The sequence below is a fragment of the Bacillus sp. FSL W8-0102 genome (assembly GCF_038007225.1).
Lineage (GTDB): Bacteria > Bacillota > Bacilli > Bacillales > DSM-4216 > Bacillus_O > Bacillus_O smithii.
The window spans coordinates 2,665,505-2,681,234 of record NZ_JBBOWT010000001.1 but is presented as its reverse complement, the minus strand read 5'-3'; the positions used below and the strand labels follow the sequence as shown (position 1 = coordinate 2,681,234).

Annotated in this window: 6 protein-coding genes, 4 pseudogenes and 1 CRISPR repeat array; of the genes and pseudogenes, 5 read left to right on the top strand and 5 right to left on the bottom strand. The window is 39.2% G+C overall.

The window, feature by feature from the left end:
• Nucleotides 1-214: 214 nt before the first annotated feature.
• Nucleotides 215-1,468 carry an MFS transporter gene (locus N1I87_RS12790; RefSeq protein ID WP_341102111.1) on the bottom strand — a complete coding sequence of 418 codons (1,254 nt, stop codon included), beginning with the start codon at nucleotides 1,466-1,468 and terminating at the stop codon, nucleotides 215-217.
• A gap of 733 nt (nucleotides 1,469-2,201) precedes the next feature.
• Here N1I87_RS12790 and cas9 point away from each other — a divergent pair.
• Genes cas9 through cas2 form a run of 3 tightly spaced genes read left to right on the top strand, consistent with a single transcriptional unit; the run spans nucleotide 2,202 to nucleotide 6,610 of the window.
• Nucleotides 2,202-5,468, top strand: coding sequence for a type II CRISPR RNA-guided endonuclease Cas9 (gene cas9 / locus N1I87_RS12785; RefSeq protein WP_341102108.1), 3,267 nt, complete (start codon nucleotides 2,202-2,204; stop codon nucleotides 5,466-5,468).
• Nucleotides 5,398-6,297 (top strand): type II CRISPR-associated endonuclease Cas1, encoded by a 900-nt coding sequence (cas1, locus tag N1I87_RS12780; RefSeq protein WP_341102106.1) that lies wholly within the window; start codon nucleotides 5,398-5,400, stop codon nucleotides 6,295-6,297. Before cas9 ends, cas1 begins: the two co-directional genes overlap by 71 nt.
• Nucleotides 6,298-6,301: 4 nt before the next feature.
• Nucleotides 6,302-6,610, top strand: a complete 309-nt coding sequence (gene cas2 / locus N1I87_RS12775) for a CRISPR-associated endonuclease Cas2 (RefSeq protein ID WP_341102104.1) — start codon at nucleotides 6,302-6,304, stop codon at nucleotides 6,608-6,610.
• Nucleotides 6,611-6,710: 100 nt separating this feature from the next.
• Nucleotides 6,711-8,394: direct repeats of the CRISPR family, unit length 36 nt; unit sequence ATCATATCACAGCAATAATCTTAGGGGAACTATGAC.
• 157 nt (nucleotides 8,395-8,551) lie between these two features.
• On the opposite strand, the gene N1I87_RS12770 is transcribed toward cas2, so the two are convergent.
• The 3 genes and pseudogenes from N1I87_RS12770 to N1I87_RS12760 form a co-directional block, all read right to left on the bottom strand.
• Complete coding sequence (locus tag N1I87_RS12770) at nucleotides 8,552-9,928, bottom strand: ISLre2 family transposase (RefSeq protein ID WP_341100208.1); 1,377 nt, start codon at nucleotides 9,926-9,928, stop codon at nucleotides 8,552-8,554.
• 403 nt (nucleotides 9,929-10,331) lie between these two features.
• Nucleotides 10,332-10,927 (bottom strand): annotated as a pseudogene (locus tag N1I87_RS12765) (aldehyde dehydrogenase family protein).
• Between the two features lie 63 nt (nucleotides 10,928-10,990).
• Entirely contained in the window at nucleotides 10,991-11,839 is an 849-nt protein-coding gene (locus N1I87_RS12760; RefSeq protein WP_341102102.1) for a metallophosphoesterase, read from the bottom strand.
• A 143-nt stretch (nucleotides 11,840-11,982) separates the two neighbouring features.
• On the opposite strand from N1I87_RS12760, the pseudogene N1I87_RS18105 reads away from it, so the two are divergent.
• Nucleotides 11,983-13,136: pseudogene (locus tag N1I87_RS18105) on the top strand (MGDG synthase family glycosyltransferase).
• 352 nt (nucleotides 13,137-13,488) lie between these two features.
• On the opposite strand, the pseudogene N1I87_RS18100 reads toward N1I87_RS18105, so the two are convergent.
• Nucleotides 13,489-14,915: pseudogene (locus tag N1I87_RS18100) on the bottom strand (alkaline phosphatase family protein).
• A gap of 522 nt (nucleotides 14,916-15,437) precedes the next feature.
• Here N1I87_RS18100 and N1I87_RS12735 point away from each other — a divergent pair.
• Nucleotides 15,438-15,665: pseudogene (locus N1I87_RS12735) on the top strand (class II aldolase/adducin family protein); the annotation flags it as partial.
• Between the last annotated feature and the right edge of the window lie 65 nt (nucleotides 15,666-15,730).

Genomic DNA, 15,730 nt, shown 5'->3' with positions numbered 1-15,730 from the left:
TTCGGAACGAGAGGGTAAGCTCGGTCAATTTCTTATCGTTAGATAGGATTACCCGAGAAGCCCCCACTTCAAGCGACCCGCAAGGGTGGTAAGTGGAGGGTAGTTCACAAACGAAAGATATATAATGAAACTTTTATTCAGCTGTATGAAGGAATGAATATAATCTCATCTTAATAGTCATAGTTTTACTTACATGAAGAGCTTCTTGGTTTCTTTAATTGGAAACGTCGGAGTCGGGAACACGGGCAAGAATGATCATGCCAATGATGAAGAGAATAACAAGGCTAAACACACCTGCATTGGTGTTTTCTGTGAGCTGTGCTGTGAAACTGACTAATAATGGACCTAAAATAGAAGCAAACTTTCCGAAGATGTTATAAAAACCGAAAAATTCATTGGCGTTCTTTTTGGGAACAAGCTTCGCAAAATATGAGCGACTTAACGATTGAATGCCTCCTTGAGAGCTCGCAACAAGCATCGCTAATATCCAGAAGTCCAACGTTGTTTTTAAGAAGTAGGCATAGATGCAAACGATGATATAGACGAAAATGCCTGCATAAAGCATCTTTTTCTCTGTGAATTTTTCGGCCAATCTCCCGAACAGAATGGCAAACGGAGCAGCAACGACTTGGGTGACAAACAAAATCACTAACAGATCGGAAGAACGGATGCCTAAATCCGTTCCATACGCTGTGGACATCGTAATGACGGTACCGACACCGTCAATATAGAAAAAATACGCGAGTAAGAATAAAAACAGAGTGTGGTACTTTTTGATTTCTTTTAGTGTTTTCAGAAGCCGTTTAAAGCTCTCTGCAATGGGATTCGCTTCACGTTGAATATAAAAGCGCTGCCGGACGTTTCGAAACATCGGTATGGTGAATAATCCCCACCAGATGGCGGTGATAAGGAAGGCTATTTTGCTTGCAGATGCGGTGGAAAGCGGAATTATTTTACTTTGAGCTAAAATAATGATCGCAATGATTGCGATAAACGGGATTGTGCTGCCGATATAGCCAAAGCTAAAGCCGCGAGCAGATACACGATTCATGCGTTTATCTGTGGTTACGTCGACAAGAAAAGCATCATAAAACACAGTGGCCCCATTCGATCCGATGGCAGACATGGTATAAATGATTAACAAGATAAGCCATTGATCACTTGGGATAAAAGCCAATAAAGCCGTAAAGGATACACCTAGGGCAAAAAAGAACGCAAAAAACCGTTTCTTCAATCCTTGATAATCGGCAATGGTCCCTAAAATAGGCCCTAACATGGCTAAAATAAAGGTGAAAATGGAGATGGTATATCCTAAGTAAGCCGTAGAATCAGCAGCGCTGACCCCGGCATTTTGGGCAGCCGCTTTATAATATAAAGGAAAGACAGCTGTCGTAATAATAAGAGAATAAGCAGAGTTTGCCCAATCATAGAAAACCCAGCTGTTCTCTTCTTTTGTAAACTGTTTCATTATTTTTCCCCCTACAATACACGCCTTATTTCACATTTTACTTGAAAATTCGTTTGAAAAGACATAATTTTTAAAATTTAACATTCTTTACAAAAAAATAAATTTTTTAAGTTGGGATTCTCCTGTGTCGCTGACAAAATGTAAAAAAAACTTCAATGTAATTGTTATCAATGGAATATAATTCTAACCTTTGAGATGTGACTATTGCCTTACATCGTAGAGATGTCAATGTTATTCCAGGAATATACAGTAAAAAAACAGATTTCTCTAAAACATACTTATTTTAATGGAACTGTCTACTTCCCGAATGAAAAAGAGAATGTGCCGAAAGTAGTTATGTTATGGCGGTAAGAAAAAGAAATACGGAATTCTTAAATTTTTTGAATGATGATATTAAAATTTCGAGAAACAGGTAAATTAGAACAGATTCAAAAAAATATCTAGGAAAACGAAACTAGAACTAATAACCCATGAAAATAGAAAAATTTAAACTTTATTATTGAATTTTCCAATTAAATGATTTACTATGAAATTAAGATCATATCACAGCAATGATCTTAGGGTTACTATGATAAGGGCTTTCTACTTTAGGGGTAGAGATGTCCCGCGGCGTTGGGGATCGCCTATTGCCCTTAAAGGGCACTCCCCATTTTAATTTCTATGCAAACCTAGACCTTAGCGAAAGTGCTGAGGTCTTTTTTATTTCATCATTTTAAAGGGAGAGGGAATTTCTATGAATTATAAAATGGGTCTAGACATTGGGATCGCATCCGTCGGCTGGGCAGTGATTAACCTTGACCTGAAAAGAATTGAAGATTTAGGAGTTCGTATTTTCGATAAAGCTGAGCACCCTCAAAATGGGGAATCATTAGCGCTCCCTCGCCGTATTGCCCGTTCTGCAAGACGGCGCCTTCGCCGTAGAAAACATCGGCTCGAGCGCATTCGCCGCCTGCTCGTTAGCGAAAACGTTTTAACAAAAGAAGAGATGAATTTACTATTTAAACAAAAAAAGCAAATAGATGTATGGCAGTTACGCGTCGATGCATTGGAACGAAAACTAAATAATGATGAACTTGCACGCGTGCTCCTGCACTTAGCGAAACGAAGAGGATTTAAATCCAATCGAAAAAGTGAGCGCAACAGTAAAGAAAGCAGTGAATTTCTTAAAAATATAGAAGAAAATCAGAGCATTTTGGCACAATATCGCTCAGTAGGTGAAATGATTGTAAAAGACAGCAAATTTGCTTATCATAAACGCAACAAGTTGGATAGTTATTCAAATATGATTGCTAGAGATGACCTTGAACGGGAAATCAAACTCATTTTTGAAAAACAACGCGAATTTAACAATCCTGTTTGCACTGAAAGATTGGAGGAAAAGTATTTAAACATATGGTCGTCGCAAAGACCTTTTGCTTCTAAAGAGGATATTGAAAAGAAAGTGGGATTTTGTACATTTGAACCAAAAGAAAAGCGTGCTCCAAAAGCAACGTATACATTCCAATCTTTTATTGTTTGGGAACATATCAACAAATTGCGTTTAGTTTCTCCAGACGAAACAAGAGCTTTGACAGAAATAGAGCGCAACCTTTTGTATAAACAGGCCTTTTCGAAAAATAAAATGACTTACTATGATATCCGTAAGTTGCTGAATCTATCTGACGATATACATTTTAAAGGACTTCTTTACGATCCGAAGAGTTCTTTAAAGCAAATTGAAAACATTCGTTTTTTAGAGCTGGATTCTTATCATAAAATTCGTAAATGTATTGAGAATGTTTACGGGAAAGATGGCATACGGATGTTTAACGAAACCGATATTGATACATTTGGTTATGCGCTCACAATCTTTAAAGATGACGAAGATATTGTTGCATACTTACAAAACGAATATATAACAAAAAATGGGAAAAGAGTGAGCAATCTTGCTAATAAAGTATATGATAAGTCGCTAATTGATGAACTTCTTAATTTATCTTTTTCAAAATTTGCTCACCTTTCCATGAAAGCAATTCGAAACATACTGCCTTACATGAAACAAGGGGAAATTTATTCAAAAGCATGTGAATTAGCAGGATACAATTTCACTGGACCTAAGAAAAAAGAAAAGGCTTTATTATTACCTGTTATTCCAAACATTGCAAATCCTGTCGTAATGAGAGCTTTAACACAATCACGTAAAGTTGTTAATGCGATCATTAAAAAATATGGTTCACCTGTATCGATTCATATTGAACTGGCCAGAGATTTGTCTCATTCGTTCGATGAGAGAAAAAAGATACAAAAAGATCAAACGGAAAATCGAAAGAAAAACGAAACAGCAATTAAACAACTTATAGAATACGAATTAACAAAAAATCCAACAGGCTTAGATATTGTCAAATTTAAACTTTGGAGTGAACAGCAAGGAAGATGTATGTATTCACTTAAACCCATCGAACTTGAACGTTTGTTGGAACCAGGCTATGTTGAAGTTGATCATATTTTACCGTACAGCAGAAGTTTAGATGACAGCTACGCTAATAAAGTGCTTGTTTTAACAAAAGAGAATCGTGAAAAAGGAAATCACACCCCTGTTGAGTATTTGGGGTTAGGATCAGAACGTTGGAAGAAATTTGAAACATTTGTACTTACCAATAAACAATTTTCTAAAAAGAAGAAACAAAATTTGCTTCGCCTTCGATATGAAGAAACGGAAGAAAAAGAGTTCAAAGAGCGAAATTTAAATGATACAAGATACATCTCTAAATTTTTTGCCAACTTTATTAAAGAGCATTTAAAGTTTGCTGATGGGGATGGTGGACAAAAAGTATATACAATAAATGGAAAAATTACAGCGCACCTGCGCAGCCGCTGGGACTTTAACAAAAATCGTGAAGAGTCGGATTTGCACCATGCTGTTGATGCTGTTATCGTTGCTTGCGCTACTCAAGGGATGATAAAAAAAATCACCGAATTTTATAAAGCTAGAGAGCAAAATAAAGAGAGCGCAAAGAAAAAAGAGCCGTTCTTCCCGCAACCTTGGCCACATTTTTCTGATGAATTAAAGGCAAGACTATCAAGATTTCCACAAGAAAGTATAGAAGCTTTGGCACTTGGAAATTATGATAGAAAGAAACTCGAATCGTTACGGCCGGTTTTTGTATCACGTATGCCAAAACGAAGTGTAACTGGGGCAGCTCACCAGGAAACATTACGTAGGTTTGTGGGCGTTGATCGACAGAGCGGCAAGATTCAGACAGCTGTCAAAACAAAATTATCTGATATAAAGCTAGATAAAGATGGCCATTTCCCTATGTATCAAAAGGAAAGCGATCCACGCACTTACGAGGCAATTCGTCAGCGGCTTCTTGAACACAACAACGATCCGAAAAAAGCATTTCAAGAACCATTGTATAAACCAAAGAAGAATGGGGAGCCTGGTCCGGTTATTCGAACTGTGAAAATTATTGACACGAAAAACAAAGTCGTTCATCTAGATGGGAGCAAAACGGTCGCCTACAATAGCAATATCGTACGTACGGATGTATTTGAAAAAGACGGAAAATATTATTGTGTCCCAGTATATACAATGGATATAATGAAAGGCACACTTCCCAACAAAGCTATTGAGGCAAATAAGCCTTATTCCGAATGGAAAGAAATGACCGAAGAGTATACATTTAAGTTTAGTCTTTTTCCAAACGATCTAGTAAGAATCGATCTTCCGAGAGAAAAAACAATCAAAACCTCGTCCAGCGAGGAAATAGTCATCAAAGACATTTTCGCTTACTATAAAACGATAGATTCTGCAAATGGAGGACTAGACTTAATCAGCCACGATAGAAGATTTTCTTTAAGAGGCGTTGGTTCAAAAACCCTCAAACGATTCGAGAAATATCAAGTGGATGTACTTGGAAACATCCATAAGGTGAAAGGAGAAAAGAGGGTTGGGTTGGCGACACCTACTAATCAGAAAAATGGGAAAACTGTCGATTCGTTACAATCAGTTAGTGATTGAGCAGGAAGAAAAAGTGGCAATACCTTTAGAGGATATATGCTCAATTATTATTGAAGAACCTGCTGTGACTATTACGTCTGTCGCATTAAGCAAGATGGCCGAATACGACATTGCTTTATTTACATGTGACAAAAAGCGCCTGCCGAACGGGATATTACAACCATTTCAAAAACACTCGAGACAGTTAAGCGTGCTGCAGATGCAGTACGCTTATTCCAAACCATTCAAAAAACGCATATGGCAACAAATCGTTATTCAAAAATTGGTCAACCAAGGGAAATGCCTGGAGTTGCTAAACAAAGAGGGGACGGAAGAACTATACCGCATCAGTAAGACCGTCGATTCAGGAGATATGAATAACCGTGAAGCATATGGAGCCAAAAAGTATTTTCAGTACTTATTTGGCGATCAATTTACCCGCAGAAGCGATAATACGATCAATACTGCATTAAATTACGGATATGCGATCATGCGGGGAATCGTCGCAAGATCGCTGGTCAATTACGGTTTCTTTCCCTGCTTAGGGATTTACCATGATAATGATTTAAATAAGTTTAACCTTGCAGATGATTTTATGGAAGTTCTGCGTCCTCTTGTCGATCTATATGTTGCACAAAAAATCAATATTGATGACGAATTTTCTCCGGAAATTAGAGCAGACTTATATAATTTAGCAAATGCGGATATATTAATAAATAACGAAAAACTTACGGTAGTCAATGCTGTGGAAGAAATGGCCAAAAGCTTTGTCACGGCCAGTAAAAGTCAAAATCCTTCATTTTTAAAACTTCCTGAACTGCTCCCTATTCAATTACACGTGTATGAGTAAATACATGAGATTGCTCGTGTTTTTTGATTTACCAGTTATTACGAATAGGGAGAAGCGTGAATATAGACGCTTTCGTACATTTTTATTAAATGAAGGATACGACATGTTACAGTATTCCGTGTACAGCCGCATTTGCAACGGACATGAAGCAGCCGACAAACACTTGGCAAGATTGAAAAGAAACCTTCCACCTCAAGGATCTATACGGGCAATGATGGTAACAGAAAAACAATATGCAAAAATGCAATTACTATTAGGAGAACCTACTCAAAAAGAAAAAGTATTGGCTTCAACACAGCTTACACTTTTTTAAAAAAAGAAATACATTTACCCAATTATTGACCTTTACTCCTTATTTTTTTCGAATGAAAAAAGCCTGTAGTCCTTGAGATTACAGGCTTTTTCGATCACGTATCATATCACAGCAATAATCTTAGGGGAACTATGACCGAGATGATATTCGTAAATCATCGATGATATCATATCACAGCAATAATCTTAGGGGAACTATGACCTAGAACATTCACTAGCACAATAGGAGCAAATCATATCACAGCAATAATCTTAGGGGAACTATGACAATCTGCATATGATTTTGAATCCAATACAATCATATCACAGCAATAATCTTAGGGGAACTATGACCCCGTGTGATGTTGTTATTGTTATACGCAAATCATATCACAGCAATAATCTTAGGGGAACTATGACAAACTGCTGGCTTTACCGACGAAAATGGCGATCATATCACAGCAATAATCTTAGGGGAACTATGACATATGTTTTGGCCATTTTTCACCATCCTCCATCATATCACAGCAATAATCTTAGGGGAACTATGACAGAACGAGAACAGTACTTAAATCGTATTCAATCATATCACAGCAATAATCTTAGGGGAACTATGACAAGACGGGCTTTTTCCCACCCTATCATTTCATCATATCACAGCAATAATCTTAGGGGAACTATGACCGACTCCATCATCGCTCAAATCACGTTTCCATCATATCACAGCAATAATCTTAGGGGAACTATGACTGCGGCTTTGTCTAATGGTGGATTGGCTGCATCATATCACAGCAATAATCTTAGGGGAACTATGACAATGTGCAAGAGCAGCTTTATACGCTTGGAATCATATCACAGCAATAATCTTAGGGGAACTATGACCTAAGAACTGTAAGGCTTCACCAACATTCAATCATATCACAGCAATAATCTTAGGGGAACTATGACATGGTATCGTTGCATTTAGACCGAAAAGTGATCATATCACAGCAATAATCTTAGGGGAACTATGACATGATGGCCAACTTTTAAAACGTCAGCTCGATCATATCACAGCAATAATCTTAGGGGAACTATGACGCTTGTTGGCGCTGTAACAGGTACGGATTGATCATATCACAGCAATAATCTTAGGGGAACTATGACCACTTCTCCACCAAGCCTTTTGCAATCATGATCATATCACAGCAATAATCTTAGGGGAACTATGACATGGATTCCGGCAAATACAGCAGATCATTCATCATATCACAGCAATAATCTTAGGGGAACTATGACGGATCGTCAAGCGACCTTCATGAATGCTCAATCATATCACAGCAATAATCTTAGGGGAACTATGACCTACTGATAGAGTTTTTTCAGAAAAAACATATCATATCACAGCAATAATCTTAGGGGAACTATGACCGTAAGCGAGCCGTCTTCGTTTTTGTATTTATCATATCACAGCAATAATCTTAGGGGAACTATGACTCGACGGTTGATACATTCTAACTCCTCCATATCATATCACAGCAATAATCTTAGGGGAACTATGACGATTAAAGCCTGCATAAGCACTGTAAGGAAATCATATCACAGCAATAATCTTAGGGGAACTATGACGTTCTCGTTTAGGTAGTTTCAAATATTCAGATCATATCACAGCAATAATCTTAGGGGAACTATGACCAGTTCGGCTGGGTTGTATACGTGAAAGAAATCATATCACAGCAATAATCTTAGGGGAACTATGACTAGAACGTGTCTCCTTCATTAATGCAGAAAATCATATCACAGCAATAATCTTAGGGGAACTATGACCGTTTTTCAGGAGTCAGTCAAGACTTTGTGGGAATTTTTTTGGTTCGCTGAAAATAGATGTAAGTCATAGGTTAGCGAACCATTTTTTTAAATTTCATCCGTAAGCGCTTTCGGACTCTCATCCCTTGCCATGACAGACCGATATGTATACCTTTTTTTACCATCCCTTGAGTTCAGACAGGGCATGATAGATCGGTGTCCCGGACGATTGCTGTAAATATGGCACGTTATTCCGCGTGATCTCCGGCCAAAGACGGCGGACGCGTTGTTTCGCCTTGTTCACGATCGTCTGTTTGGTGGATGCCGTCGACACCGTTTCCTCCGCCGGATGCGACGATTCTTCTCCTAAACGACGTCCGAAAAGACGAATCCCATCCATCCGGGCAATCATTGCCTTGAAAAACGCCCTGAGTCCCTTGTCTGTCCAACTGCGGCGGTATTTCACCCGATACGCCAGCTGGCTCATCACGCTTTCAGCCCTCCCCATCGGATACATGCCCGTTGTGTCCACTCCTTGCTCCTTCAGCCATTCCCGGTAATCACGGATGCATCCCGGCATCGATTCGATCCGGTGGATCAAGGCAGCCAGCTGTTGTTCTTTCGCTTCGTCCCCCAGCGTGCCGAGGGCGCTGTTCAGTTCCACAAGCAGCTTCTCTTCATCCTGCTTCGCCAGCTTTTGCCGAATCGCCTGCCACCGTGGATGGCCCGAGAGGCATTGGCGCAACTCACGCGCCACGTGGAATCGATCCAATTGGAAGCAGACCCGTCCCTTGAAATACTCCCGGCACGCGGTAATCCATGGAGCGCCGTCCCCGTTGATGACAAGAAGATCCCGACACGGATCATAGGCATATTCATTTATCAAAAATTCCTCGAAGCCTTCCCACACCTCCCCCTTGCCCTCATGGACGTAATGGCGCTGATTGACAAATTCGATCCGTGAGCCGTTGCGCTTCCACCCTTCGTGAACGGTTAGGATCTTGTCTTCCTTGGCCCGTTTTCCCTTCCCTTGGCGAGAAACAAACAGTCCATCGGCCTCCACAAACAGCACCCGTCCATATCGCTGGTTGACCGGGCAGTGCAGCGGAGCTTCAGCTTCGAGCACCAACTGGCGGATCGCCTCATGGCTCATCACCGGATACCCGACCATCTGGGCAAGCGTACGAGCCGCTTTGCGATAAGAAGAGCACTCCACCGCCAATCCCACCGCTGTTTCTTCTAGACAAGGGCTGATTGACTGCGATCCATCAAACGCTAAAAAGGAATCAAGCAAAAACGTGTAACGGTTTTGTTCCCGGTCTAAATAGTAGTTCCGCTCAAAGGTAACTTCGCCAAACAGGGTTTGAATCGTGATGCGTCGTTTGTCTTTCAAGTGGTACCGGCGCTTGTCCCGGGTTTCCGCCAATTGTCGGTCGATGTCCTCCAACAAAGCCGTAAACAGTTCGGCGAAGGCGTTTTGCAAGGCTCGAAACAAATCAAGTTCGATCTCTTTCCATGACAACGAATTTGTGGTAAGATGTTGTTGAATATTCATGGGACTCTCTCCTCCTGTTTGATGGTTTGGCAATGATCATCTTACCAGGGAGAGAGTCCTTTTTTCATGTTTCCTGCTTGGGATCCTACCGCGCTTCGCTTGGTGGCCCCGATGAGGGGGATTGCGAACCTACGTTCCCAACCCCCTCATCGGGGAATTCTAAGAATTTCTCCCACAAACATTTTACTCACACTTGAGTCTGGCTTTTGCCGATACGCCATTCATCATATCACAGCTAAAGAAAACTTGGATAGTACCAATTTATTTAGGAGAATGAATTGCCTAGGCATATTCTGCAATTGAAATTTAAACATAAAAATCCCCAAATGGATGCAGCCAAAAGGGGGAACTTTATTAACGAAATTTTTCCATAAAGAGGGGGAAGTACAAGATTGGCTCAAATTTAAATAGGAAATTCCCGTGGATGTTTTTGCACGGACACCCAGCGTACGGTGGTAAACTCTTCTAATGACCATTCGCCGCCATAGCGACCTAATCCTGATGATTTTTCTCCGCCGAAAGGAGTGATCGGTTCAACGTTTACACTTTGGTCATTGACGTGGATCATACCTGTTTCAATCTGTAAAGCCACGTCCACGCCGTGTTCCAGGTTGCGGGTGTAAACGGATCCGCTGAGACCGTATTCACTGTCGTTGGCTATGCGGATGGCTTCTTCTCGCTTTCGACGGGCAGGATGGCAGCAACCGGACCAAATGCTTCGTTTTGGGCAATGGCCATATCATTTTTGACATCAGCCAAAATGACAGGTTCCATAAGGTTTCCTTTCACGCTCCCTCGTTTTACGACACGTGCGCCTTGTTGAATGGATTCGTCAATCAGCTTTTGGATTTTGTCTACTTGCTTTTGATTAATGATGGGATCGATAAATACATCTTTATCAGCCGGATTTCCCACTTTCAACTTCTCGACTTTTTTGGCAAAATCAGCGATAAAATCATCGTAGATTTTTCGATGAACGATAATCCGATTCAGTGACATACAAATTTGGCCTTGGTGCATGAACTCACTCTGAGACTGTTAACCTTATGTTAACAGTCCGGCTTATATGGCAGGTAAAGTCTCGGTTTTTACGGATGAAAGGGAGAATCGATGCAATGTGATTTCCGGCCTGCTTCCAATCCGGAGATTTACTCCTGTTTGGCCAAGTCCTTCATTGATATAAAAAGGTTTTCCTTCATATAGGTGTAAGCCTTTTATCATGTTCATCCTGGCCAATTTCCCCATTTTCAATAGGTGATAGGCTTTAGGATAGCAGATTTGTCCGCCATGGAAATGGCCAGCCAATAAATAGTCAAAATGGAATTTTTTCATATGAAGGACAATATTGGGGTCATGAGTTAACACCAGGTTTATTCCGTCAGGCAAGTTTGTATAAGAAGAGACCAGATTGCTGCGTCCGGTACAGAAATCATCAATCCCAATAATATTGACCGTTTTTCCGTTTACGATGATCGGTTTGTGATCGTTTTGAAGAACGATGACGTCGTATTGTTCAAGAGTATGGACAAGCTGCTGTAAATCATTTTCCTTCAAAATATAATCGTGATTCCCCAACACAGCGTACATTCCGTATTTTGCCTTTAATTGACGAAGGGATTCTAAATATGGACCAAGCTTTGGGATGGTTCGCTTGCGGTCGAGGAAATCTCCGGTTAATGCAATCAGGTCGATTTTTTCATCCTTTAACGTTTCATATAGTTCATCTGGGGGAATGGAGATATTTTCAAGATGAAGATCTGAAAGCTGCAAGATATTTAAAACTTGTGAATCTCCATAATCATGTTTTTCGCCGATCACAATTTTATTAAACACAACATCTTTCGTATTTTTATATGCCCGCTGAATCAACCAATAGAGAAAAAAAACTATTCCGAAAAAAATAAATTTCAAAATTGTCACCCCCGCTCTTTCATTATATAGGGAAATAACTTCATTTCTCATGGGTAATTGATGGAACAATTGACATGGAGGTTTTTAACAAAAAACAGGAAAAGAAAAAAGCAGGTATATTATGAGACTATTAGAGGTGTGATATGGAACGACGGAAAAAAATCTTGTTTTTGCCATTTTTGCAAATTCCATCAGGTCATTATCAAGCTGCTAAAGCATTGATTGAAGGAATGGAAGAAAAACAGCCTCCTATCCATTTTGAGGTAGCCGATATTCTTTCTTACAGCTACGGGAAAATAGAAGGTCTAGTTTCCGGAACATATCTGAAATGGATTAAAGCCTTCCCTGATCTTTACGGCAGGATATACCGCAACAATGTGTATAACAACCTATCCGAAAACAAACGCTTCCGACTTTACGAACGATTATTTTTAAAACAAATGAGAAGACTTTTAGTGGAAAAACAGCCTGATCTCATAGTCTGCACCCATGCTCTTCCGTCTTATCTGTTAAATTCTTTAAAAGAAAAAGGAGAAATATCGATCCCTATTATTAATGTTTATACAGATTATTTTATTCATCATGTTTGGGGAATACGGCAAATTGACTATCACTTTGCACCTACATACGAAACAAAAGAATTTTTGAAGCAAAAAGGAGTAAAAGAAAACCGGATTTTCTCACAGGCATTCCCACACATCCTAAAATTTTAAAACCACGAGAACAAAAAAACTTTGAACCACCGTCACTCTTATCCATTCTCATTACAGGCGGGAGTTTGGGCGTCGGACCAATAGAAGATTTAATTTCCAAGATTAAAGGTGACAACAAGTTTCATTTTTATATATTGTGCGGTACAAATAAACGATTATTTCAAAAAATCCAAAAGCTGCGTAAGAACAACATTACCCCCTTAAAGTATATTCAATCCAGAGAGCAAATGAACGATTTGTACGACAAAGCGGATGCCATTATCACGAAACCCGGCGGTGTAACGGTGAGTGAATGCCTTTTGAAGGGAATTCCTATTTTTATTTATCATGCATTGCCGGGGCAAGAAGAAATCAATTTAGAAAAATTAGAGGAATCAAAGCTTATTATTCATTTGAAAAATTGGAAAACCGACAATCAATCTCTGGAGGATCGTTTATCTGATTTTTTTCAAGACAAGATCAAAGTCCAGGAGTATCAAAGTAAAGTTCAAAAGTATCGCGAACGGATCGCAGAAAAACATCCTTCAAGCATTCTCATGCAAATTTCAGGCTTGGTCGAAGAAAATGAACGGCTGTTTCATTAGCTAAAGGGTCTATTCGTTCGAGTAAGGAACTTTTGCACGGGAAATAATTAACATTATAATGAAGGAAACAGTTGATTAGTACAATAAGGAAGAAAAGAGAGCATGGAGTGTGACAAAAGCGCCGAGGGAGGAAGAGAGGGCATATCAGAACCTCCGAAAGAGATCATGCGTACCAAACTGCTTTAAAATCAGAAAGAAACAGTTAAAAAAGACAGCTTGCCGGCTGTCTTTTTTCATTACGTAGTATTCATGCTGTTGTCTGATTAGGGGTCGGTTCGGAAGAAAATGATGCTGGTTTAGAAAAAAAGGGCTGAATTTCAAAAGTATCTTCCTTTTGTTTCAGCCCTTTGGGTTATTGGGTGAGCTGCAGGAAATAATCTTTTAAATCAACTTGGCGAAGGGATTGAGGTCTTGCATCTGTTCCAACGACAATCATCGGAACTATTGAGTCTTGTTTGTGTAACGAACCGTGTGCGGCTCCGCCAATATGGGTAGGAGATTTTTCGCTAATGAATTCGTGTCCCGGTTTTGCATCAACGATCAGATATCGTCCATTGTGGGAATGAAAAGAACTATAAAGACGGGCAAGGGCATCAGGATAATTTCCGTATTGGATGTCATTTTCCTTTATCGCCAGATCCAAGATCGAAGAGTCCCCTTCCAACGTCCAAGACTGGTTATACGGATCCGTAAATTTACCGTTCGGGCGATATTTAAATGTTTCTTTCGTTTTCTCATCCGTCACATGAATCCAATCATTTTCTTTCCATGCGATAAATGCGACCTTTGAATCCGTTTTTAATTTAAAAGCAATCTCAGAAAGAGGGATGTTTTGATCCAATGAGTAGATAAAAGCCATCCGCTCATTCACAGCAAGGACAATTTGATCATTTTCCTTGATGGGTTCACCCAATTTAGAAATTCGGTAATTCTGTAATAAGGAGTTTAATGAAATGAGGGATTGGTTTTTGTCTTTTCCGATTGGGGATTGACCGCTGTCTCCCATGACAATCCACACTGCTTTTTTGAGCGCTTCGTCCCACGAGTCATAAGAATTTAAAATGTTTTGAAGCTGTTTATCGGCTTTTTCAATTCCCTTTATAGCCATTGGTCCATTTTATGAACAGTATGGTCATTGCTTGGCAAATAGGCAATTGTAAAAGCAGGAAGTTTCTTTTTTTGAATCAGGTATTTGACTTCTTGTGCGGAAAAGTGATCATTAAATCCAACATTTTGCCAGAAATGGTTATAACGGTTGTTCGGATCAAATTGTGAAAACCGTCCGAACGAAAACAAGATCGGTCCATTTGTCTTTAATTGTTTAGGCAATAAACGAAAGAAGGAAATAGGTTTTGGAACGTCAAGAGTTTGCTCATAATCGCCGCGGTATATAAGACCGTTAATCGAAGCAGAATGTTTTTTATTCTTTTCCAACTCTTCATGAATCGTTGTAACCAATTTGCTTAAATGTTGATTATTTAAATGATACAAAATGTCTTTTAAAACCTGTTTGGTACCAAGAGCAACAATTTCTTTTTTTCCGCTGCCATAATTGACAATCCGTTTTTCTTTTTCATCGTACCAGACGAGCCCGGGGATATTATGATGGTCCGGATACGTTCCGGTCAGCAATGTACTGTCGATCGTGACGGACATGGTGGGATAGGAACTAACCACATTTGGATAATATTGTCCATTCTGTATAAGAAATTCAAGCGCCGGAACTTGTTTTTCTTTCATCGCTTTCTGTAAAGGTTCATCCATCAAAGAGTCAATCATTAAGAAAATGACAGGTCTTTTAGGCTGTGTAACCTGGTTTTCAACTTTTGTAAAATTGGAGTTAGAGGAGTTGTTTGAGAACAAGAAAAATAATAGGAGAATCAATCCTGTTAACGATAGTATTAAAATGATTATTTTCAAAGTGACTCAACCCTTTTTATAGTTATCTGTTTCGTTTAGTTCAAGTTATAGTATGGCAAATGACAACCTAACTATTCGTTTACGGGACAATCAACGTTTGGATACACTTCTTAATTCTGTTTTGAAAGGAAAAAGGCAGCTGTCAAAAAAAGCTGCATAGTAAAAAAACCTTTTGAGTAAATTATTTTTTACCTATTCTTTTTTCTTATGGGATGTATATATCGCTTTATGTATAAATATAAGAAAGGAGTTTTTCAAAACAGTCATGGTGCAAATGATAAAGGATATTGTGGAAGAAATAAGAAAAATGATCGTGGCATTAGTTGAATTTGATTATGAAGAGGCCTTAGAAGAAATGAACAAAAAATAATGGTTATTAATGTTCACATACATGCTTGGATGGATGGAGTAAAGGCAACCGAAATTAATTACCCCTGTGGTACCATTCAATTAGCTGAAACGGTAGCCGATTTAGTAAGGAAGGCAGATGATCCATCTAGAGCTATCATCGGGCTAAAAAATCATGGTCTTACGATTACAGGTCATAATTTGGATGACATTTTTGATCGAATTGAAGGACGAGTTGTTTCACAAGTTCCAATGTCGTAGATGACTATCATATTAAGGCTCCATAAGAAGTGTCTTCTGATGTTTAATGATATTCATTTCTATTT

What these genes read in the sequence shown, in the direction of transcription:
- N1I87_RS12770 (WP_341100208.1), bottom strand. Translation starts at nt 9,928, where the DNA reads ATGAATATTCAACAACATCTTACCACAAATTCGTTGTCATGGAAAGAG.
- N1I87_RS12790 (WP_341102111.1), bottom strand. Translation starts at nt 1,468, where the DNA reads ATGAAACAGTTTACAAAAGAAGAGAACAGCTGGGTTTTCTATGATTGG.
- cas9 (WP_341102108.1), top strand. Translation starts at nt 2,202, where the DNA reads ATGAATTATAAAATGGGTCTAGACATTGGGATCGCATCCGTCGGCTGG.
- cas2 (WP_341102104.1), top strand. Translation starts at nt 6,302, where the DNA reads ATGAGATTGCTCGTGTTTTTTGATTTACCAGTTATTACGAATAGGGAG.